Raw genomic sequence first — 20,568 nt, 5'->3', positions numbered from 1 at the left:
GGTCCTCCTAGCGGCGGGTGAGGTGGGTGAGCGCGGCGGCGAGCAACAGCGGGATCCCGCCGCGCATCCGCTCCACCCGGTCGGTGACCTGACCGCGGCGCTCGGCGTTCTTCACCAGGAGCGCGGACGCGGCGGCCTGCTTGTAGCGGACGAGGGCGTCGAACCACGCGAGGTCCGCCACCGGAGCGCCGTACGCGGCCAGCAACTCGTCGGGTTCCAACGTGGGCGCCTCGGGTGCGACCGCCGTCGGGTGCGTGGGATCGGACATCAGCCGCAGCCACGCGAGGTCCAGCCGCGGGTCGCCGATCGACCAGATCTCCCAGTCGATCACCGCGCGGATCCCCGGGCCGGAGCACTGCATGTTGCCCAGCCGCCAGTCGCCGTGCAGCACCGCGGGTCGCAGCTGCCTGGGGATCGACTTCGTAAGCCGGCGACGGCAGTCCAGCTCGGCACGGGCGTCTTCCGGCGCGAGTTCGCACGTGGCCAGGGCCTTCCACCACCGCTCGACCTCGGTTTCCAGCGGTACGGCGGCCTCGGTGATCCCCAGCGCCGCCGGGTCGGCGGTGTGCAGGGCCGCCAGCATGCGGGCCGCCGCCGTGGCCCGTTCCCGCACCTCGGCCGCCGGTGGCCGATGATCGCGGTTGTCGTGTCGGGGTTCGTAGCTCTCACCGTCCGCATAGGACATGACGAACAAGGGCGGAACGTCCGGCGGGGCACCGGGATCGCACCCCAGCACCTGTGGCACCACCACACCGGGCACCTCGGAGAGCGCGCTCAACAAGCGAGCTTGGCGCAGCACGTCCCGGTTGCGGACCGGTTCGAGCCCCGGCGGGGCGACCTTCACGACGACGCGGACGTCCGTGTCCGTCACGGCGGAGTAGGTGAGGCTGGATGTCCCGCCGGGCAGCGCGGCGAGGTCCCGCAGGGGGCGTCCGGTGGCCTTCGCCGCCCGCCGGACGACGTCCGAGGGATCGGCCACGCCGATCCGCGCCGTGGGGGATCCGCCGGTCATCCGTCTCCCTTGCTCATAATGGGTATACGTAATTCAGGATAGGTGACGCGATAGTACGTCGCAGTCGGACTTTAAGGGTACTCTTTGGAGGCAACGATGCGTCGAGGAGGAAACGTGCCGGACGAGGTCGTCGTCGAGCGCCACGGCGCTGTCCAAGTCATCACGATCAACCGCCCCCGGGCGAAGAACGCCCTTGACGCGGCCGTGGCGGCCGGGGTCGCGGCCGCCGTGGACGAACTCGATGCGTCGGACGAGCTGCGGGTCGGCGTGCTCACCGGCGCGGGCGGGACGTTCTCCGCGGGCATGGACCTGAAAGCGTTCCTGCGTGGGGAAAGCCCCGCGATCGAGGGGCGCGGGCTGTGCGGGATAACGATGACGCCGCCGCGGAAACCGCTCATAGCCGCGGTCGAGGGCTGGGCCCTGGCCGGTGGGTTCGAACTGGTGCTCGCGTGCGATCTCGTGGTCGCGGCGCGGACGGCGAGGTTCGGGGTGCCCGAGGTGAAACGCTCCCTGGTGGCCGCCGGTGGCGGGGCGTTGCTGCTGCCCCGCCGGATCCCGGTCGCGCTCGCGCTGGAACTCCTGCTGACGGGCGAGCCGTTCGACGCGGAGCGTGCGGCCGCGGCCGGTCTGGTGAACCGGCTCACCGACGAAGGCGACGCGCTCGAAGAGACCTTTAGTCTGGCTCGGACCATCGCGGCGAACGGCCCGCTCGCCGTCGCGGCGACCAAACAGGTCGCCCGGTCGAGCGCCGATTGGCTAGTGGACGCGGCCTGGGCCGAGCAGGCCGAGATCGTCCGGCCGGTGTTCGCCTCGGCCGACGCCAAGGAGGGCGCGATCGCGTTCGCCGAGAAGCGGGCACCGGTCTGGAAAGGCCGGTGACGCCGCTCAGCGCCGCCGACCTGTACCACACGGGAATCGTGGTACCGGATCTCGAAGCGTCGATAGTGCGGCTGGGCGAGGTCGCCGGCTACCGGTGGACGACGATCCAGGCCGCCGACCTGACCATCCGCACCGCCGACGCCGAGCGGGTGCTGCCGCTGCGGTACGCCTACTCGCTCGACGCGCCGCACATCGAACTCGTACAGGAGATACCGGGGACCCCGTGGACGGCTTCCGCGCACCACCTGGGCTACTTCTGCGATGACGTCCCGAAGACGTCGAAGCTGCTGGAGGAAGCGGGATTCGCGTTCGAAGCAGGCGCGGTGCTCGACGGTGTACCGGCATTTTTCGCCTATCACCTGGACCGTTCGGGAACGCGGGTGGAGATCGTGGATCGCGCGCTGATCCCGGACTTCCCCATCTACCTGCGAGCGAGAACACCGCGATGAGGGCTGCCCGGTGCGTGGCATACGGCCCGCCGAGCGGGATTTCGGTGGCGGAACTCGATGACCCCGAGCCCGGGCCGGGCGAGGTCCTGGTCCGGGTGCACACCGCGGCGGTCAACTATCCCGATGTGCTCATCGCCGCGAACCGCTACCAAGTCTCGGCGCCGCTGCCCTTCATTCCCGGCAGTGAGTTCGCCGGCGTCGTCACCGCGCTGGGGCCAGGAGTCCCCGGGCCGGCGGTGGGGTCACCCGTGGCCGGGGCGGTGCTGAGCGGCGCGTTCGCCGAGCAGGTCGTGGCGCCTGTCGCGGCGTTGCGCTCGATTCCCGATGGCCTCGACATGGTCCACGCCGCCGCGTTCCACGTCACCTACACCACCGCCTACCACGCCCTGGTGACGGTCGGCGGAGCCACGGCGGGGGAGTGGGTGGCGGTGCTCGGTGCCGCAGGCGGGGTCGGGTCCGCCGTGGTCGACGTTGCGACGCGACTGGGTCTGCGTGTCATCGCCGCGGCGTCGAGCGAGCAGCGGCTCGGGGTCGCCCGCGAGCTCGGAGCTGAGGCTGGTATCGACTACGCCCGGGAAGACCTGAAGGCCCGGATCCGGGAACTGACCGGGGGACCGGGTGCCCACCTGGTGATCGACCCGGTCGGCGGTGACCACGCGGAGGTGGCCCTCCGCGCGCTGCGCCGAGCTGGCCGGTTCGTCACGGTCGGGTTCGCCGACGGCGGGATCCCGCGCATCCCGCTGAACTTGGTGCTGCTTAAGAACCTGGTCGTACGGGGGTTCGAGGCGCGAACGATTCGCTGGGAAGACCCCGATGCCGCAACCGCCGCCGAACTCGCCCTGGCCGGGATGGTCCGGGCCGGGATGCGTCCGCTGGTCTCCGAAGTGCATCCGCTGTCCGAGGTCGCGGCTGCGCTGACCGCCGTCGCCGAGCGCCGCACGAGCGGGAAGATCGTCCTCGAGATGACGGGCGAATCTAGATGAGGAGACTCAAGGGCCATGATGTTGGGTGCTGGGAGTAATCGTCGGGTCGATCCGCCGCTCTCAGAGGAAGGTCGGCAGCACGCGTTCGGTCATGTCTCGTAGGTGCGCGATCGGGATGCTCATCTAGATGCTTTCGGCGAGCCACCGCACGGATCCGGCTTCGGCCACGTCCAGGGCGACCAGCTCGTCCAGAGGTCGCTTCATCTCCTCGGCCGTGCGCAGCAGGGACGGTCGCGCACTCGGGCCGGTGCGAGTCGGGGCGAGAGTCCTTCATCGAAGGGTCTTCATGCCGCCGCGACGGCGGTGCGGACGTCTCCCGGCCAGGCCTCCAGCACCTTCGGCGTTCGGTTCCTCCGTTGCCTGTTTGTGCACGAAGATGCGCTGGTCCGAGCAGTTGTCCGTTCGATGCACATCGATGTACGGCTGTGTCGAGAACCAATGTCCCATCGTCATTCCAGTCGTGTAATTGAGTATACTCAGAACTGATCAAGGTCCTAACTTTGTGAAAATCGGGGGCGATCTTGTCGCTGAGCAAGAATTGAGTATCCTGAAAGCATGGTGAGTGAGCTGTCGGAGATCCGGTTCAGGGGGCGGGTGATGCGCCGTGACCGGACACTGCTCATGGCGATTGTGAACCGCACGCCGGACTCGTTCTACGATCGCGGAGCCACCTTCGACCGGGAGCAAGCCTTCGCTGCGGTCGAGCTGGCGGTAGCCGAGGGAGCGGACATCGTCGATGTCGGCGGAGTCAAGGCCGGCCCGGGCGCGGAGGTGGACGCGCCCGAGGAAATTCGCCGGGTGGTTCCGTTCGTGACCGAGATCCGGACGCGGTTCCCGGAGCTGGCGATCAGCGTCGATACCTGGCGGCATGAGGTTGGCCGCCTTGCCTGTGAGGCGGGTGCTGACCTGATCAACGACACCTGGGCAGGCGCGGACCCGAGACTTGCCGAAATTGCCGCCGAGTTCGGCGCCGGGTACGTCTGCACGCACACCGGCGGCGCAGCGCCCCGGACCCGCCCTCACCGGGCTGGGTTCGCCGACGTGGTCGCGGACGTCGTCACCGAGGTCACGCGGAGTGCTGAGGCCCTCGTCCGCGCCGGTGTCCCCGCGGCGGGCATCCTGATCGACCCGACGCATGACTTCGGCAAGAACACCTGGCACTCGCTCGAGCTGACCCGCCGGTTCGGTGAGCTTGTGCGGACAGGGTGGCCGGTGCTGGCCTCGTTGTCCAACAAAGACTTCGTCGGCGAAGTCCTCGACGCGGCGGTGCCTGACCGGCTCGTCGGCAGTCTCGCCGTGACCGCGCTGTGTGCCTGGGAAGGTGCCGCGGTGGTCCGCGTGCACAACGTTGCCGAAACCCGTCAGGTTCTCGACATGGTCGCGGTGGTGCAGGGCCGGAAGCCCCCTGCCCGGGTCGTGCGGGGGCTGGCGTGATCGTCCGGGCGGCCACCTGCCCCCATCCGCCGCTGCTGTTGCCCGGCGTGACCGGGGCTCAGGTGCCTGAGGTCGAGCGATTGCGGGCCGCCTGCCGGGTGGCGGTCGGCGACCTCCTCGCGGCGGAGCCGGACGTCATCGTGGCGGTCGGCAGCTCGTCCGGGACGCGCGCTTGGCCCGCGAACGCGCCTTCGCCCCGGCACCTCTTCGCTCCAGGACTAGATCCAGCCCCAGCGGGCGAAACAATCCCATTGGGCCTTGACGTGGCTCGAGGTCTCATTGCGGATGCTCCGATGCCTGTAGAGTTCCACGGAGTCGACGAGTCCATGGCGGTCGGGGAGTGCCGCGGCTATGGCCGGTGGCTCGCCGAGCGGGCCGGACGGATCGGTTTGCTGGTCATGGCTGACGGAAGCGCCCGCCGAGGGCCTCGGGCGCCTGGGTACGAAGACACCCAGGCCTTGCAGGTCGACCACATCCTCGGGGAAGCCCTCCACACGGGCGAGACCGAGCCGTTCTACAACCTCGAACCAGACCTTGCCGAGGAATTGCTCGTCGGTGGCCGGGTGGCCTGGCAAGTGTTCGCCGGCGCCTGCGAAGGGCGGACGGTGGAAGCGAAATGTCGCTACAGCGACGACCCGTTCGGAGTCTGGTACCCGGTGTTCACGTGGTTGCTCAGCTGAAGGACAACCTCGTCCGCCGGCCCCACGCCACAGCAGTCGCGGCATCGAGCGGTTTGCCGGAGACCGCCGCGTAGAACTTGCTCCAGCGCCTGATCTCGCGGCAGCGCTCACCGTACGCCCGGCCGGGAACGAGGCCCACCCTGACCTTGGGCGGGCGGGCGGTGTCCGGCGTCGCGGCTACGCGGTCGGCGAATGCCGGGGAGCTCGGCACTCGCGCCGACGCGGCTCCCGTGCAGCCGTACTTCGGTGCAGCGTGCGAGCCGGTGCAGTGGCAGGGTGACACCGGCACTGGCTGCGGTACTTTGTCGTGTTCGGCTTGGTGCTGGGCATCTCGTGCGGGTTCTACAACGCGCAGGGGGCCAATCTCGTGATCGAAGCGGTGCCTCCGGGGATGCACGGCGTGAGTACTGAATTGCAGTCCTTCGCGGCGCTTTCGCAGGATCGGTGATGCCCATCGTCATCGCCTCGATGCTGTCAGCGAACATCGTCGACCGGTCCGCCGGACCGATCTGCTCCTGGCGCGGCTACACCTAGGTGTTCCTGGTCTTGGGTGCGTCTGGGCTAGTCGCCTTGGCTGTCACGCTGATCATGCAGCACGGCAGACGGCCCGCAACGGGTGGTGCGATCCTCGGCGAGCCAGTCGCTCGGTGTAGTGGGTGAGCTCGTCTGCGCGATATGTCGGTCCGGCTCTGCTCGTTACATACGGCGCAAGGTGTATGAGTCGATCTCCACCGGTTGTCGTGCGGCGTGGCGTGAGACTCTGGTCAAGCAAGTGATTTAAAATTCGTGTACTCTGCCGTAATGATCACGCCGGAACCGCTGACCGCGGATACCCCGATCGGTACGTGGGTGGCTCACCCGGACGGTGGTCCGCTCATCAAGGCGATGCTCGCCGACCCTGGAGTCGACGAGGCCGCACTCGCATGGGTCCGCCTGCTGCCGCTCGGCCCACTCGTCGCCCTCAGCCAGGGGAAGCTCGATCAGGACGTGGTCAACGACCTCGTCGCCCGAGCCAACCACGGGGTCGTCCCGGTGCCCGGAGTGGGTACTATTGGTCGGCGAGAGCGGATCGTCCCTGGACGCTTCGACGTCCGCACGGTGATCGTGACCGGCGCCGCGTCCGGAATCGGACGAGCCGTTGCAAGCCGGATCGTGCGAGAGGGCGGCCGTGTCGTCGCTGTCGACGTTTCGATGGATCGCCTGGAAGCCTTCGCCGCCGAGTCTCCCGGAGTGGAGCCGGTCCCCGTGGACATCACCGAGCCCGCAGGAATCGAGCGGATCCTCGCCGTCGCGGGCGCACGCATCGATGGGCTCGCCAACGTTGCCGGTATCGCCGATGACTTCTCCCCGGCTCACGAGGTGAGCGACGGACTGTGGCGGCGCGTTTTCGCGGTCAACATCGACGGCACCTTCCTGCTTATCCGCGCGGTCGTTCCGGCAATGCTGGAGGCGCAAGGGTGCCATCGCGTCCGAAGCGGCACTGCGCGGTTCGGCTGCCGGGATTGCCTACACCGCATCAAAACACGCGGTGGTCGGGATGACCCGAAGCTGCGCTGTCATGTACGGCCCGCACGGCATCCGCGTCAACGCCGTGGCGCCCGGCGGGGTGGCGACCGGTATCGCCCAGGGTGCGGCACCATCGGAGTTCGGCCAAGGTCGGCTGCGTGAGTTCCTGCGTCTCATTCCGCCGATCGCGACAGCCGAACAGTTGGCCGCGTCGATCACCTTCCTGCTCAGCGATGATGGTGTGAACATCAACGGTGCTGTGCTCCCCTCCGATGGTGGCTGGTCGGCTCAGTGAAACTCGACCGGGCACGGATCTGGGACCTGTTCGCCGGCACGCCGGCGCCGCTGGGGTACGACCCGATCTTGTTCTGGAAGGGCGGCAAAACCGATCCGTCCTACGCGCTCCTACAGCTCGATCCGGCGCGCATCGAGCTGACCGGGCTGCGGCAGCGCTCGGCCGGGCTGCCCTCGCTGGTCTGGCGGGCCCCACGCGGGTGATTGTCGACGTGTCGCCAACCGGCTGCCGGTTCGCGGGCGCCGAACAGGAAGCTCTTCGCCGATGCGCGGGTCGCCGCGTCACCGCTTGATGCCGACGCCGCCGAAGGCGAACTGCTGCGCCGGTTGTGGCGCGCGGAGTGCGGGGCCGTCGGGCCACCAGTCCCCGAGGCGAGCCAGGCCCGGCTCGAGGAGGTCCAACCCGGTGAACAGGCGCCGGAGGTCGGTCTCGGTGCGGCAGCGGACCGGGCGGTGGCAGCGAGCTTCCCAGGTCCGCTGGATCGCTCGCGTCAAGATGCTCGCCCCAGCGTGGTGTGGCGGGGGTGACCAGCAGCTGAGTGCCAGCGCCGAGCCGCGCGGGAGCAGTTCCCGGTAGCGGGCCAGTGCTTCGGTGAGGCGGTCGTCCGGTTCGTGCTGTACGCCGCCGGTCATCAGCACGGCGACCGGGCGGGTGAGGTCGAGCGCCGAGCGCACCCCCTCGCGGGTGAGCAGCCGGCGGGGATCCAGGTGGTCGGCGTGCACCACCTCGGTGTTGTCGTTGTCGGCGAGCAAGGCGCGTTCGTAGGTGAGGACGAGACGGTCGGTGTCGGTGTAGACGACCTTCGCCTCGCGGTTCTGCCGGTGCACAGTCTGGTGTGTGTTCTCCCGGACGGTGGGCAGCCCCGCGGCCAGATCCAGGAACTGGTCGATCCCGCGGGCGGCGAGGTACCGGACGACCCGGACGTGCCATGACCGGACCGTGCCAGCAGCTCGGTGAAACCGGGCGTGGCTTTGTCGAGTTCGCGCAGGGCGATTCGATCGACGACGTAGTTGTCCTTGCCGCCGAGGGCCGCGTCGCGGATCCGGGCCGGCGAGGCGACGGCGTGGTCCCACGAGTAGTCGCGGAACACGCCGGGGTCGGCTGCGAGGGGCACGCCATCTCCGGATCCGGACGGATGAGACGGACCGCGTCCGTGTCGGCCCGCAGTCTAGCCACTCTGGTAACGCTGGTGACCACACTGGCGGCTACACGAAAGAATGGTTCACTGCGGGCGCGGAACCACTGGCAGTGGGTGTCGGCTGCGGGCTGTGTCGGATCCGTCGCGGTGAATGTGAACACGATTCGACTCGGGCGGTGTAATGCCTACCGGAATCTCACCCCGAAGGGGGATTGTTTGAGGGGACGGGGAGTGCACTGGGTTGCTTTCCAGTATCGCGATCAAACCGTTACGCCCCGGGCGTCTACCGCGTCGTATCTTTCGAGTCGGGACGGATGATCGACATCATTTTGACGGAGGTAGACAGTCTGGTCGGCTCCGGGCTCGAGTGTCCGATGTGGATGGACGCCGGGCCGGTGCGGGCCGTGCTCGCCGGGGTGGTGTGCGCCCGGCTGCAGTGGGGTGTGACCTCAGAAGCGCCTCCGGCAGGCAACTGAAGACTCGGCCGCACGGCCGAAATGACGTACTTGGCGAACGCCTGTCGACGGTGGCGCTTTCCGCCTCGGCGCCTCTTGCTCAAGGTGTCGATTTCCCCATTCTATTTTCCGCGGGGAAATGCTGGTCAGGTTATCGGATCAATTCATCGAAGGACTCATCATGCCCTCTGTCATCAGGTTGTTGTCTCCGGGGGACCATTCCGGGGAAGGTGGCTACCGATATCTGTGCCTGCCGCCGGCGGGGGGTACCGTCGGCATGCTCCGTGACATCGCCGGCGCCGCGTCCGCCGAGGTCTGGGGTGCGGAGTATCCGGGCCGCGGCGACCGGTGGGAGGTGCCGTCGCCCGCGTCCCTGGAGGAGCTGGCCGAGCAGCTCACGGGCGAGCTCCTCGCCCGGCTGGATCCCGCGCAGGTGCGGCGGACGGTCGTGGCCGGGTTCAGCATGGGCGCGTTCCTCGCCGTGGAACTGGCCCAGCGGCTCGACACCCGCGGCCGCGTGGTGCCCGCGGCGGTCGTGGTCGTCGGGACGCCGGCCCCGCAGCGGCGCGTCCGCGGGCGGTACGCCCGGCTCGGAGAGGAGACCATGGCCGAGGTGCTGTGCGGCGAAGGATTCGTGCCGGGCCTGGGGAACCGGGCGTCCTTCGAGGTGTGGGCCCATGCCGAGGATCTGTTGCGCCGCGACGTCGCGCTGATCGCCGCGTACCGGGGCCCGGCCGCGACGGCGCTGCGCTGCCCGCTGGCGGCGTTGTGCGGCGAGGCCGATCCCGTCGACGCGGAGGACGCGACGGAGGCGTGGCGGACGTGGACGACCGGCCCGTTCCTGGCCGCGACGGTGCCGGGTGGCCATCTCGGGCTGCTCGCGCCGGGCCGGGGCGAGCAGTTCTGGGCGTGGATGCGGCGGATCGAGCGGGACGTCGTCGCGGCCGGGGTGTGTGATGCCTGACGGCCGTCCGTCCGTGGTGGGGGGTGGGCGGCGGTTCGTGCCGAGGGTGGGCTGGCAGGAGCTGTTCGCGCTGCGGGCGCGTGCGTGGCCGGGGCGCACGGCCCTGGTCGCGGACGAGGTCTCGTGGAGCTTCGCGGACCTGCACCGGTGGAGCGGCCGGCTGGCCGACGTCCTGCGGGAAGCCGGGGCACGGCCGGGCTCGGTGGTCGCGTGCGCGATGACCCGGTCCGTCCGGGCGGTGCTGGCGCCGCTCGCCGTCGCGAAGACCGGCGCGACGTACCTGCCCCTGGATCCCGCGCTCCCGCCGGCCCGGCGCGCGCTGATCCTCGCCGAGGCCCACCCGGCGGTGCTGCTCACCGACGTCCCCGAGCCGGCGTCCGAAGCAGACCTCGTGCTGTCCCCGGAGCACTGGACGAGCCAGCTCGCCCGCAGGCGCGAGCACGCGGCCGCGCCCGGCGGCCCCGGGAATCCGGCCTACGTCATCTACACCTCAGGCTCCACCGGCCGCCCGAAAGGGGTCGTGGTCGGGCACCGGAGCCTGGTCAACCTGTACTGCGAGCTCGCCGCACGGCTGTTCCCGGCCGGCCCCGAATCGCAGCGGGTGGCACACGGCCTGCCGCTGGCCTTCGACGCGTCGTGGGACCCGCTGCTGTGGCTGCTCGGCGGGCACGAGGTCCACCTGGTGCCCGAGGACGTCCGCGCCGATCCCGAGCGCTACGTCCGGTTCGTCCGGCAGCGGCGGCTCTCGGTGGTGGAAGCCGTCCCGGCGCAAATGACCGCTCTCGTAGACGCCGGCCTGCTGTCCGGGGACATCCGCCCGCGGACGCTGCTGATGGGCGGCGAGGCGGTCGGGCCGTCGCTGTGGTCCCGGCTGCGCGCCACGCCGGACCTGTCGGCGGTCAACCTGTACGGCCCGACCGAATGCACCGTGTTCACCACCTTCTGCCGGCTGGGGGAGCGGGACACCCCCGCGATCGGCAGGCCGATCGCCAACACGAGCGTCCAGATCGTGGACGCCGGGCTGCGGCCGGTGCCGGTCGGTGAGCCCGGTGAGCTGCTCGTCGGTGGCGCGTCGCTCGCCTTGGGGTATCTCGGCGACGCGTCGCTGACGGCCGAATGGTTCGGGACCGCACCGCAGCGCTGGTACCGCACGGGCGATCGCTGCCGCTGCGGCCCCGACGGCACCCTGTACTGGCTGGGCCGGCTCGACGACCAGGTCAAGATCCTCGGCCACCGCGTCGAGCCGGCCGAAGCCGAGCGCGCGCTGCTCGCGTTGCCCGGGGTACGGCAGGCACTGGTCCGCGCCGAAGGGACCGGCGATCGGCTGCACCTGGCCGCCTACGTCGTCCTCGAGACCGGCACGGCGGACGGCCTGCGCGACCGGCTCCGCGACACCCTGCCCGGCTACCTCGTGCCCGCGGTCGTCGTCGAAGCCGGCGCCCTGCCGGTCGGCCGCACCGGCAAGGTCGACCGCACGGCCGTCCGGATCGCGCCCCGGCCGGCCGCACTGACTCCGGCCGAGAGCATGGTCGCGGCGGCGTTCCGGACCCAGCTCGGGATCGCCGTGGTGGCCGCGGACAGCGACTTCTTCGCCCTCGGCGGGCACAGCCTCTCCGCGGCCGCGCTCGCGGCGCGGCTGCGGGCACGCGGGGTGCCGTGCTCGCTGCGGGACGTCCTGCGCCGCCGCACCGTCGCCGACCTCGCCGAACTCGTCCCCGACAACCCGGAAGGAGTGTGATGACCGACTTCGACGCCATCGTCGCCGGCGGCGGTCCCGGCGGTTCCACCGCGGCGGGCCTGATCGCGGCCGACGGCCACCGCGTGCTGCTGCTGGAGCAGGAGTACCTGCCGCGCTACCAGATCGGGGAGTCGTTGCTCCCGGCCACCGTGCACGGGATCTGCGCGCTGCTCGGCGTGCGCGAGGAGATCGAACGCGCCGGGTTCGTCCGCAAGCACGGCGGCATGTTCCGGTGGGGCAACGATCCCGAACCGTGGACGTTCGCGTTCGCCGCGTCGGACCGCATGGCCGGGCCGACCTCGTACGCCTACCAGGTGGAGCGCACCCGGTTCGACACGATCCTGCTGCGCAACGCGCGCCGGCTCGGCGCCGACGTCCGCGAGGGGCACCGGGTGCTGGGCACGATCCGGGCCGGCGGCCGGATCGCCGGCGTCCGCTACCTCGACGAGTCCGGCCGCGAGAGGGTGGCCACGGCCCGGTTCGTCGTCGACGCCTCCGGGCACACCAGCCGCCTGCACCGGGACGTCGGCGGCCGCCGCGAGTACTCCCCGGACTTCCGCAACCTGGCGTTGTTCGGCTACTTCCACGGCGGCGCCCGGCTGCCCGAACCGGACGCGGGCAACATCCTCTGCGCCGCGTTCGACGCCGGCTGGTTCTGGTACATCCCGCTCTCGGCGAGCCTGACCAGCGTCGGCGCGGTCGTCCGGCACGACGCCGCGGCCCGCGTGCAGGGCGACCCCGAGGCGGCGTTCCGCGGCCTGATCGCGGACTGCCCGCTGATCGCCGGGTTCCTCGGCGACGCGCGGCGCGCCACCGAAGCGCCGTACGACCGGCTGCGGGTGCGCAAGGACTACTCCTACGACCGGACCGAGCTGCACTGCCCGGGACTGGTGCTGGTGGGCGACGCCGCCTGCTTCATCGACCCGGTGTTCTCCTCCGGCGTGCACCTGGCCACCTACAGCGCCCTGCTGGCCGCCCGCTCGATCAACAGCACGCTCGCGGGTCTCGTGCCCGAGGAGCGTTGCTTCGCCGAGTTCGACGCCCGCTACCGCCGTGAATTCGGTCTGTTCCGGGACTTCCTGCGCGGCTTCTACCGGCTGGAGGCCGATCAGCGGTCCTACTTCCGGCACGCGCAGCGCGTCACCGGCCACGAGGGTGACGACCGCACGGCGTTCGTCGACCTCGTCGGCGGGGTGTCCTCGAGCGACTTCGACACCTTCGGCGACGTGCTCGCCGAAGGTGCGCAGTTGCAGCTGCGCGGCCTGCTCGGCGACGCCGCGGGGGACGAGTCGCCGATGTTCCCCGGCGGGCTCGTGTCCGCGCCGGACGGCCGCCGCTGGCAGGTGCCCGATGCCTGAGCTCGCGGTCCTGTTCGCCGCCCTCGCCGTGTTGCTGGGCCTCGCCCGGCTCGCGGGACGGGCGATGGCCCGGCTGGGGCAGCCCGCGGTGCTCGGGGAAATCCTGTGCGGCGTGGCGCTCGCGCCGGCCGGGCAGGTGCTCCCGGCGCCGGTCGAGTCCACCCTCACCTCGATCGCCCAACTCGGTCTGGTGCTGTTCCTGTTCACCGCCGGTGCCCGGCTGGCGCCGTCGATGACCGCCGCGCACCTGAAGGCCGCCGTGATCCCGGCGCTCGGCGCCCTGCTCGTGCCGCTCGCCATGGGCGCGGTGCTGGCCGGGTGGCTGGCCCGGCGGCACGCACCCGCCGGCACGGGCCCGTTCGTGGTGTTCGCCGCGGCCGCGGTGGCGGTGACGGCGTTGCCGGTGCTGGCTCGGATCCTCGCCGAACGCGGCCTGCTCGACGACGTCGCCGGACGCCGCGCGCTCAGTGCCGCCGCCGTCACCGACGTCGCCGCGTGGGCCCTGCTCGCGATCGCGGCCGCGTCGCTGCACGGCTGGTCCTCGACGTCGTCGCTGCCAGCCGTGGCGGCGCTGGCGGTACTGCCGGTCCTCGCCCGGGCCCGGATCGGCCGCTGGGTCGCCCGGCTGTCCCCGCCCTCGGCGACGGTGGTTCTGGTCGCGGCGGCCTGCGCGGCCGCGGCGGCGACCGACGCGGCGGGGCTGCACCCGGCGATCGGCGCGTTCTTCGCCGGTGCCGTCCTCGGCCACGCCGTTCCGGTGATCGAACCGGCCGCCCTGGTCGCACCGGCCGGGTCGCTGCTGGCGCCGCTGTACTTCGTGCTCGTCGGGCGGACGGTCGACCTCGGCGGCTTCGACGTCGCCCTGGCCGCCGAGACCGCCACGATCGTCGCGGTGGCCGTGGCCGGCAAGTACGGCGGCGCCTACCTGGGGGCCCGGCTCGCCGGGGTACCCCCGCACCCGGCCGGGGTGTTCGCCGCCCTGATGAACACCCGCGGCGTCACCGAACTGGTCTTCGTCAGCATCGGGCTCGGCCTCGGCGTCATCGACAGCGCGTTCTACACCGCGATGGTCGTGATGGCGCTGGTGACCACGGCGATGACCGGCCCGCTGCTCACCCGCCTTTCCCGGCAACGCGAGGGAGTCTGACATGCCCGCCTACCCACCGGAACCGTGGCGCATCAAGATGGTCGAGCCGCTGCGCACCACCACCCGCGACGACCGTGAACTGGCCCTGTCCGCGGCGGGCTGGAACCCGTGCCTGCTGCGCTCGGACGACGTCTACGTCGACCTGTTCACCGACTCCGGCACCAACGCGATGTCGGACCGGCAGTGGTCGGCGCTCATGCGCGGCGACGAGGCCTACGCCGGCGCCCGCAGCTTCTACGTCTTCGAACAGGCTGTGCGTACCTTCTACGGTTACGAGCACGTCATCCCCGTGCACCAGGGCCGCGGCGGCGAGAACATCCTGTCCCGCTGCCTGATCCGCCCCGGCACGCACGTTCCGGGGAACATGTACTTCCCCAGCACCCGGGCCCACCAGGAACTCAACGGCGCGACGTTCCACGACGTCATCATCGACGCGGCCCACGATCCCGCGTCGGAACATCCGTTCAAGGGCAACGTCGATCTCGGCAAGCTGCGCGCGGTCATCGCCGAATTCGGGGCCGGCGCGATCCCGTACGTGTCCCTCGCCGCGACCGTGAACATGGCGGGCGGCCAGCCGATCAGCGTCGCCAACCTGACCGAGACGTGCGCGCTGGCGCACGCCAACGGGATCCCGGTGTTCCTCGACACCGCCCGCGCGGTCGAGAACGCCTGGCTGGTCAAGCAACGCGAACCCGGCTGGGCTAGTTGTGCGGTCGCGGACATCCTGCTCGCGCTGTGCGCACCGACCGACGGCGCGGTGATGTCCGCCAAGAAGGACTCGCTCGCCAACATCGGCGGCTGGCTCGCCCTGCGCGACCCCGCGCTCGCCGAACAGGCCCGCGGGCTCGTGCTGCTCTACGAAGGACTGCACACCTACGGCGGAATGGCCGGGCGTGACATGGAAGCCATTGCGGCCGGCATCGCGGAATCGGTGACGGAGAAACACATCCGCGCCCGCGTCGCCCAGGTCGAGTACCTCGGCGAGCGCCTGCACCGCGCGGGCGTGCCGATCATCCACCCGATCGGCGGGCACTGTGTCTGCATCGACGCGGCGGCGGCGCTCCCGCGCGTGCCGCGGACGGAGTTCCCGGCCCAGACCCTGGCCTGCGCGGTCTACTTGGAAGCCGGTGTCCGCGGCGTCGAACGCGGCGCCGTCACCGCCGGCCGCGACCCGGCCACGGGCGAAAACCGCCTGCCCAATCTGGAACTCCTGCGACTCGCCATACCACGCCGGGTTTACACCCGCGCCCACATCGATCTCGTCGCCGACAGCGTCATCGCCGTCCACCGCGACCGGGACCGGATCACGTACGGACTGACCTTCACCTACGAGCCGCGGCACTTGCGGTTCTTCCAAGCCCGCTTCAAGCCGACCTCCGGAGCGGGCATCTTCAGGGAATAGCCGAATGTCGTTGCGTAGCCGGGACGCGCTCGGATGGGGCCCAAGCGTGGCTGCCCGGCGATCGCAGTATTCGCCTGGCATAGCTAGTGACTGCGAGTGGTGGGATCACCGGTCGCAGCCGAGCACGCGCCGGACGCTTCCGTGCAGGGGTGGTCGTTCGCGATCGGTAACAGCTGGTTTGCCCGGGCGGGCCCGTTCGACGCGTCAGTTAACTGAATCGTGACAGTTCGGCGAGGGCAGGGTAAGAGAGGGCGCGGATGCTGTCCGTATGACCGAAGCCGAGGTGCCGCCGAAGATCGTCAAGCGAGCGAGGACCTCGATCAGCTGTGAGCTGATCGAGCTCGCGGCCCTGTTCATCGCCACCGGGGTCGCCGATCTGTTCGTCAGCACGTTGTCGCACAACCGAGTCGGGCCGGTCGTGCTGTTCGCGCTGGGCGGGCTGCTGATCGCCACCGCCGTGTGGCGCCGGTGGTGGACCCATCGACCGCGGGCGGACCCGGCGCGCGGCAGCGCGGATGGACGTCTGCCGCGGACCGGGGTGGCGTGGCGGGTGCGTGCCACGGTGCGTGACGTGCCGGGGAGCTTGGCTGGGGTGACGGCCGCGTTGGCGGCGCACCGCTACGACATCGTCTCGTTGCAGGTGCTCGCGGTGCCGGACGGCGTGGTGGACGAGTTCCTCGTCCGCGCGCCGGCCGGCGCGACAGCAGCGGACATCGCCACGGTGACCGAACTGGGTGGTGGCCGGGACGTGCGGGTCGTCCGGGCGGACGTGCACGAGTTCGTCGACCTGCCGACGCGGGTGTTGACGATGGCGGCGGCGCCGGAACCCGACCTTGTGCAGCTGCTCCTGGCGGTACTGGGCGATTGCGACATTGAGGGGAAACCCGCCGGGCGTCGCGGGAAAAGGGCTGGTGAAGGCATCGACGGAACGGTGATGCGGCTGGTCGACATCGACCGTGGCTTGGTGGTGGTGACCCGGTCGCTGCTGCCGTTCGCGCCCGCGGAATTCGCCAGGGCCAAGGCCGTCCTCGACCTCCAGCGCCGCCTCACCGAGTCGCGGTCCGCCCCGCCGGACCAGGTCCCGGCATCCGATGCGTAAGTGGTGAGCGCCCGCCACGACCTAGCGACGCCGGGGCGATCGAGGCGACTCGCACCCCGGCGGCGACTGGGCCCGTCGAAGGTCGGGATGTTCCGGACGATGTGACACGAATCCATCTTGGTGAACAGTTTCGCGGTGGTGCCGACATCTGGTGGCTTCTTCACTGTCACTGTGCCGTCGCCAACTCCTGCGCATGGTGATGGCGACCGAGGAAGCCGGACTCCTCGGCTGACTCACTGTTCGCCTGCGAAAGGAACCGAGATGAGCCGCCCCGTCCTTCGTGTCTGTCTCTCCGTCGCCGTCGTGAGCGTCACGATCGGTGTGATCGATGTGCCCGCGTACGCCGCCGGCGGCACTTCTGTCGGCCCGCTGTCGACCACAGCGTCGTGCTCGCAGTCCTACCTGCCGCTGCCTGACCCCGCCTGCACTCCGGGAGCGAAGAACCCGGACGTCACCCAGTCCACGATCGGCTCGACGATCTGCGTGTCCGGCTGGACCGCGACGATCCGGCCGTCGACCACGTACACCAACGGGTTGAAGAAGCAGGGCATCATCGACTACGGCTACAGCGACACCAGCCTGTCGGACTACGAGTAGGACCATTTCCTCCCGCTCGAGCTCGGTGGCGCGCCGAAGGACCCGAGCAACCTGTGGCCGGAGCCGCATTCCGGTAGCGAGAACTCCTACAGCAAGGACTCGGTGGAGAACGCGGTCAAGAAGGCAGTGTGCGCCGGTCAGGTCACCTTGTCTGCCGGGCAGACGGCGATGCTGCGCGACTGGACCACCGCGCGGTCAGTGCTCGGCATCTGACCCGAACCCAGCTCCCAGGTCACCGGAGGCGAGCGCTTCACGCCGCCGGCTCGTCTCAACGACCGGTGCTTGCCGTGCCGTGGAGGTGAACGGTGGCGTCGAGGCCGACTCCTGCAGCCGGGTGGAGGGGATGTGACCGCCCGCGTCACCAACGGCCGAATGGGCTGCTTTCGGCGAGGTGACGCTGCGTCAGCGTGGCTTGATCGAGTGGGAACACCCGATCGACCAGCGGGCTGATCTCCTTGCGGGCGGCGAGATCGAGCGGGTGGGTGTTCGCGGCGTTGATCCGCCCAGGGGTGAACAGGGCAAACCGGAAGCCGTGGACGTGGGCGTTCTTCCAGACGAGGTCGGTGACGCCGATCTCGGCCTGGGGGCTCGCCGTGTAGCCGATGCTGATCAGGGTGCCGTCGACTGCCAGGGCTCCCAGTGCCGCTCCGGTCAGGGAGCCGCCGACGCTGTCGAGCACGCCGTCGATGCCTTTGCTGTCGGTGAGCCGGTTCACGCCGTCGCGGAGGGATTCGGTGGACGGGTCGATCCGCTCGAATCCGGCTGCCCTGCCGTGCTCGGCCTTCGCGGTGCCGACGCTGAACCCGCCGGCCGGATCGGGGTAGGCGGACGGCCGCCGCGGGCAGCTTGCCGCAGCGGACGGGGAGTCGTCCAGCGGGGTTCACGCCCGCCAGGGTGAGCCGGATGAGCGCCTGCCCAGGGCCGAGCGCCGGGATCAGGACGTCGACCGCACTGAGGACGTCGTACCCGCCGAACTCGTCGTGCTGGATCGCGCGCATGGTCCTGTGGGCGGTGTCACGGTGGAGCGGCGAGTGGGTCAGGGGCGTGGTCGGCGGGACGCGGCGACGGCGGCGGCGACCTGCTGCGCGGTCAGCGTCACCGCGGTGTGGTCGACCTGGGCCGGAACCCGGCTGATTCGGCTACTCTCGGTGCGACGGATCAACTGTTTCAATCAATTTGTTGATTGCCTTTGAAACTGCCAGGGTTGCGTGCGTTTGAGCAACCGCATTCTGGTTGTGTGCCAACGCCTCTGCTGCAGCGTCCTCATGCGTTTGTGATTCATTGAGAGGTGGGTCTTCCATCGTTCATCTCGCAATACTCCCGGACCGGGTAAATCCAGGGGCAATTTTAGCGTAATTGCTCGGAAATGTAGAGGTGCTCCTTTGACCTTCACGCGAATCGGTGACAAGGGCGATCCGAGGACCACTCGTTCGGCGCACTCGTACACGCAGTGTAGCCATGATCCCATCGGGCGCTCACTTGACGCGATACCACTTCCCGTCGCGCAGTTCCATGACGGCGTCGTCCAGTTCGGTTTCGATGAGCTCGACGTCGACCTTGACCACTGCGGCGGGGATCTCGACCCTCGTCGGCGATTCGGTGATGCGGGACCGGTCCACGGTGGCGCCCTGCATCGCCTTCTTCTCCTCGGGGGAGTACATCTCGAATTGGAACTCCATCGAGTGTTCGCACGGGCCGAGGCTGCCTCGCCCCTTCTTCTCGTCGGCGATCCTGCCGATCTCGCAGGCCGTGGTGACGTCCTTGTTGCCGATCGCGTGCAGGTAGGTCTCGTACCGCCCTACGGCGTCGTCGCCGACCGGTTCCGTCGACGGTTTGGCCTCCGAGGGTTCGGTGGGGGAGGACGCGTCCGACGGCGCGGCCGGGAACAGGCCGGTACCCGAGGCGGCCGCCGAGGTGTCGCTCCCTCCTGAACAGCCCGCGATCAGCAGGGCGACGCCGGTGACGAGCAAGGGGAGTACGCGAGCGAACATGGAGCACCTTTCAGATCGGGCGGAATGCCTGGCAGCCAAAGACCTGAACTCGGCAACAAAAGCCTTCGGCACCGGCGCGAAAGCGCTACTTCTTGACGGGATACGCCATCGGGGTCCTGCCGTCGTCGGACACGCCGATGGCCGCGTACTTGCTCACCCAGATGGGTTCGACGCCGATCTCGGCGGGCAGGTCCTTCCCGGTCTTGGCGTCGAGCGCGATCGGCTTCCCGCCCTGGGTTGTGCCGTAGAGGACGCCGTGCCAGGCGAGGAGGACGCCGGGCGCGACACGGTTCGCGGTCTTGTCGGGCAGGCTCCAGAGTTTCCGCGCGGTCGCGGCGTCGTAGCCGGTCAGCACGCCGAGCGCGGAGCAGATCAGCACGGACTGCTGGTCGTAGAAGCAGTCACCGTAGCTGGAGGCCGCGGAGCCGTAGTCGCCGACGAGCCTGGTCTTCTCGGCGCCGGTGGCGGGGTCGAGGAACACCAGGAACCTGCCGCCATGGACGTTCTGCTCGATTTCGGCCTTCTGGTCGATCACGACCAGCGCGGGATCGGCGGAAACGACATCGAGCGAGTAGGAGTCCTTGGCGGCGACCCATTTCTCCCGCCCGGTCGTGACGTCGAGGGCGGTGATCTGGCTCGTGTAGCCGCTCTGAAGCCCCTTGCTGTAATCGACGCCGGCCAAGGTGTCTCCGTGGATGGTGCCGCCGCGGTAGTCCTTGCGGGTCCACAGCGTGTTGCCGGTGGCCTGGTCCAGGGCGACCGTGATGCGCTCCTCGTCCTTGTCGTAGCCGGCGATGACCGCCTTGTCGGTGACGCCGACGACCTTGGTGACGGCGTTACTGGCGTCGGCGTACTCGTCGGTGGAGACCTTGGTGTCGGTTTGCCACACCTTCTTGCCGGTGGTGGCGTCGGCGGCGAGCACCGTGAGCGCGATGTAGGCGGGGGTGGTGCCCTGTTCGGGCACCTTCACCGGGACGGCCGCGACGGCGAGCTTGCCGGTGACGACGGGTGGTTGCGGCCCGGTGGTGTTGACGAACGGGCCGCTCTGGTTGTTGGGATCGCCGGGTTTGCCCTCGATCGGGGCGGCCCACTGCTGCTTCCCGGTGAGGACGTCCACGGCGGTCAGCCCGGTCGGCGCGACGATGTACGCGGTGCGGTCACGCAGGGTGAGGAATTTCGCGGTGACGTTGCCCCCGATGTTGGTGCTGAACGACGTGGTGGGCAGGGGGACGCCGGCGGCGGCATCGAACGCGGTGGGCGGGTCGGCCGTCGTGGCCGCCGGGGTGGTGGGTTCCCCGGACGACGGGGCGACCACGTCGGATCGGGGCGACTGCGGGGTCGACCCGCCGCTGCAGCCACCGATGGTGATCATCGCCGCCAGGCAGGTCATGGTGGCCAGTACTCGCCGCATTTGTCTGCTTACTCCCCATCGCATCGTTCC

At 70.1% G+C, this 20,568-nt stretch carries 20 protein-coding genes and 2 pseudogenes; 17 read left to right on the top strand and 5 right to left on the bottom strand.

The window, feature by feature from the left end:
• Positions 1-7: 7 nt before the first annotated feature.
• Positions 8-1,012, bottom strand: a complete 1,005-nt coding sequence (locus QQ657_RS13110) for a phosphotransferase family protein (RefSeq protein WP_284742366.1) — start codon at positions 1,010-1,012, stop codon at positions 8-10.
• 114 nt (positions 1,013-1,126) lie between these two features.
• On the opposite strand from QQ657_RS13110, the gene QQ657_RS13105 reads away from it, so the two are divergent.
• The 9 genes and pseudogenes from QQ657_RS13105 to QQ657_RS13065 all read left to right on the top strand — a co-directional run bounded on the left by QQ657_RS13105 (position 1,127) and on the right by QQ657_RS13065 (position 7,441).
• Positions 1,127-1,891 (top strand): crotonase/enoyl-CoA hydratase family protein, encoded by a 765-nt coding sequence (locus QQ657_RS13105; protein WP_284742365.1) that lies wholly within the window; start codon positions 1,127-1,129, stop codon positions 1,889-1,891.
• The gene (locus QQ657_RS13100; protein WP_284742364.1) at positions 1,888-2,340 is read left to right on the top strand and encodes a VOC family protein; all 453 of its coding nucleotides are present in this window, start codon (positions 1,888-1,890) and stop codon (positions 2,338-2,340) included. Before QQ657_RS13105 ends, QQ657_RS13100 begins: the two co-directional genes overlap by 4 nt.
• Before the next feature lie 44 nt (positions 2,341-2,384).
• Complete coding sequence (locus QQ657_RS13095; protein ID WP_284742363.1) at positions 2,385-3,323, top strand: NADPH:quinone oxidoreductase family protein; 939 nt, start codon at positions 2,385-2,387, stop codon at positions 3,321-3,323.
• A gap of 597 nt (positions 3,324-3,920) precedes the next feature.
• Entirely contained in the window at positions 3,921-4,757 is an 837-nt protein-coding gene (gene folP / locus QQ657_RS13090; RefSeq protein ID WP_284742482.1) for a dihydropteroate synthase, read from the top strand.
• 326 nt (positions 4,758-5,083) lie between these two features.
• Positions 5,084-5,437 carry a class III extradiol ring-cleavage dioxygenase family protein gene (locus tag QQ657_RS13085; protein ID WP_284742362.1) on the top strand — a complete coding sequence of 118 codons (354 nt, stop codon included), beginning with the start codon at positions 5,084-5,086 and terminating at the stop codon, positions 5,435-5,437.
• A 307-nt stretch (positions 5,438-5,744) separates the two neighbouring features.
• Entirely contained in the window at positions 5,745-5,885 is a 141-nt protein-coding gene (locus tag QQ657_RS13080) for a hypothetical protein (RefSeq protein ID WP_284742361.1), read from the top strand.
• Positions 5,886-6,238: 353 nt separating this feature from the next.
• Positions 6,239-6,835 (top strand): annotated as a pseudogene (locus QQ657_RS13075) (SDR family NAD(P)-dependent oxidoreductase); the annotation flags it as partial.
• Between the two features lie 64 nt (positions 6,836-6,899).
• On the top strand, positions 6,900-7,238 hold the full coding sequence (locus QQ657_RS13070) for an SDR family NAD(P)-dependent oxidoreductase (RefSeq protein WP_350310674.1): 339 nt from the start codon (positions 6,900-6,902) through the stop codon (positions 7,236-7,238).
• Positions 7,235-7,441 carry a hypothetical protein gene (locus QQ657_RS13065; RefSeq protein WP_284742360.1) on the top strand — a complete coding sequence of 69 codons (207 nt, stop codon included), beginning with the start codon at positions 7,235-7,237 and terminating at the stop codon, positions 7,439-7,441. Before QQ657_RS13070 ends, QQ657_RS13065 begins: the two co-directional genes overlap by 4 nt.
• Before the next feature lie 78 nt (positions 7,442-7,519).
• On the opposite strand, the pseudogene QQ657_RS13060 reads toward QQ657_RS13065, so the two are convergent.
• Positions 7,520-8,328: pseudogene (locus QQ657_RS13060) on the bottom strand (SAM-dependent methyltransferase).
• 362 nt (positions 8,329-8,690) lie between these two features.
• Between QQ657_RS13060 and QQ657_RS13055 the strand changes: the two are divergent.
• The 8 genes from QQ657_RS13055 to QQ657_RS13020 all read left to right on the top strand — a co-directional run bounded on the left by QQ657_RS13055 (position 8,691) and on the right by QQ657_RS13020 (position 17,136).
• Positions 8,691-8,852 (top strand): hypothetical protein, encoded by a 162-nt coding sequence (locus QQ657_RS13055; RefSeq protein ID WP_284742359.1) that lies wholly within the window; start codon positions 8,691-8,693, stop codon positions 8,850-8,852.
• A 118-nt stretch (positions 8,853-8,970) separates the two neighbouring features.
• Entirely contained in the window at positions 8,971-9,795 is an 825-nt protein-coding gene (locus QQ657_RS13050) for a thioesterase II family protein (protein ID WP_434056736.1), read from the top strand.
• A complete protein-coding gene (locus tag QQ657_RS13045) occupies positions 9,788-11,533 on the top strand; it encodes an amino acid adenylation domain-containing protein (RefSeq protein WP_284742357.1) in 1,746 nt (581 codons plus the stop codon). Before QQ657_RS13050 ends, QQ657_RS13045 begins: the two co-directional genes overlap by 8 nt.
• On the top strand, positions 11,533-12,891 hold the full coding sequence (locus QQ657_RS13040; RefSeq protein WP_284742356.1) for a tryptophan 7-halogenase: 1,359 nt from the start codon (positions 11,533-11,535) through the stop codon (positions 12,889-12,891). Before QQ657_RS13045 ends, QQ657_RS13040 begins: the two co-directional genes overlap by 1 nt.
• A complete protein-coding gene (locus tag QQ657_RS13035) occupies positions 12,884-14,038 on the top strand; it encodes a cation:proton antiporter (protein ID WP_284742355.1) in 1,155 nt (384 codons plus the stop codon). The genes QQ657_RS13040 and QQ657_RS13035 overlap by 8 nt, the downstream gene beginning before the upstream one ends.
• Before the next feature lies 1 nt (position 14,039).
• On the top strand, positions 14,040-15,440 hold the full coding sequence (locus QQ657_RS13030) for a tryptophanase (RefSeq protein WP_284742354.1): 1,401 nt from the start codon (positions 14,040-14,042) through the stop codon (positions 15,438-15,440).
• Between the two features lie 268 nt (positions 15,441-15,708).
• A complete protein-coding gene (locus tag QQ657_RS13025; protein WP_284742353.1) occupies positions 15,709-16,539 on the top strand; it encodes an ACT domain-containing protein in 831 nt (276 codons plus the stop codon).
• Positions 16,540-16,800: 261 nt separating this feature from the next.
• Positions 16,801-17,136 carry a hypothetical protein gene (locus QQ657_RS13020; protein ID WP_284742352.1) on the top strand — a complete coding sequence of 112 codons (336 nt, stop codon included), beginning with the start codon at positions 16,801-16,803 and terminating at the stop codon, positions 17,134-17,136.
• A gap of 358 nt (positions 17,137-17,494) precedes the next feature.
• Here QQ657_RS13020 and QQ657_RS13015 read toward each other — a convergent pair whose 3' ends face one another.
• From QQ657_RS13015 to QQ657_RS13005, 3 genes are all read right to left on the bottom strand, one after another.
• Complete coding sequence (locus tag QQ657_RS13015; protein WP_434056737.1) at positions 17,495-18,010, bottom strand: zinc-binding dehydrogenase; 516 nt, start codon at positions 18,008-18,010, stop codon at positions 17,495-17,497.
• A 601-nt stretch (positions 18,011-18,611) separates the two neighbouring features.
• A complete protein-coding gene (locus tag QQ657_RS13010) occupies positions 18,612-19,127 on the bottom strand; it encodes a hypothetical protein (protein WP_284742351.1) in 516 nt (171 codons plus the stop codon).
• Positions 19,128-19,212: 85 nt separating this feature from the next.
• Positions 19,213-20,538 carry an outer membrane protein assembly factor BamB family protein gene (locus QQ657_RS13005; RefSeq protein ID WP_350310672.1) on the bottom strand — a complete coding sequence of 442 codons (1,326 nt, stop codon included), beginning with the start codon at positions 20,536-20,538 and terminating at the stop codon, positions 19,213-19,215.
• Positions 20,539-20,568: the final 30 nt, after the last annotated feature.

This window comes from Amycolatopsis ponsaeliensis (assembly GCF_030182635.1).
In the GTDB taxonomy this organism is placed as follows: domain Bacteria; phylum Actinomycetota; class Actinomycetes; order Mycobacteriales; family Pseudonocardiaceae; genus Amycolatopsis; species Amycolatopsis ponsaeliensis.
This window is presented reverse-complemented; position numbering and strand designations above follow the sequence as displayed.

Coding starts and splice junctions, on each gene's coding strand:
- QQ657_RS13110 (WP_284742366.1), bottom strand. CDS start 1,012: ATGACCGGCGGATCCCCCACGGCGCGGATCGGCGTGGCCGATCCCTCG.
- folP (WP_284742482.1), top strand. CDS start 3,921: ATGCGCCGTGACCGGACACTGCTCATGGCGATTGTGAACCGCACGCCG.
- QQ657_RS13085 (WP_284742362.1), top strand. CDS start 5,084: ATGGCGGTCGGGGAGTGCCGCGGCTATGGCCGGTGGCTCGCCGAGCGG.
- QQ657_RS13055 (WP_284742359.1), top strand. CDS start 8,691: ATGATCGACATCATTTTGACGGAGGTAGACAGTCTGGTCGGCTCCGGG.
- QQ657_RS13050 (WP_434056736.1), top strand. CDS start 8,971: ATGCTGGTCAGGTTATCGGATCAATTCATCGAAGGACTCATCATGCCC.
- QQ657_RS13045 (WP_284742357.1), top strand. CDS start 9,788: ATGCCTGACGGCCGTCCGTCCGTGGTGGGGGGTGGGCGGCGGTTCGTG.
- QQ657_RS13040 (WP_284742356.1), top strand. CDS start 11,533: ATGACCGACTTCGACGCCATCGTCGCCGGCGGCGGTCCCGGCGGTTCC.
- QQ657_RS13035 (WP_284742355.1), top strand. CDS start 12,884: ATGCCTGAGCTCGCGGTCCTGTTCGCCGCCCTCGCCGTGTTGCTGGGC.
- QQ657_RS13030 (WP_284742354.1), top strand. CDS start 14,040: ATGCCCGCCTACCCACCGGAACCGTGGCGCATCAAGATGGTCGAGCCG.
- QQ657_RS13025 (WP_284742353.1), top strand. CDS start 15,709: ATGACCGAAGCCGAGGTGCCGCCGAAGATCGTCAAGCGAGCGAGGACC.
- QQ657_RS13020 (WP_284742352.1), top strand. CDS start 16,801: ATGAGCCGCCCCGTCCTTCGTGTCTGTCTCTCCGTCGCCGTCGTGAGC.
- QQ657_RS13010 (WP_284742351.1), bottom strand. CDS start 19,127: ATGTTCGCTCGCGTACTCCCCTTGCTCGTCACCGGCGTCGCCCTGCTG.
- QQ657_RS13005 (WP_350310672.1), bottom strand. CDS start 20,538: ATGCGGCGAGTACTGGCCACCATGACCTGCCTGGCGGCGATGATCACC.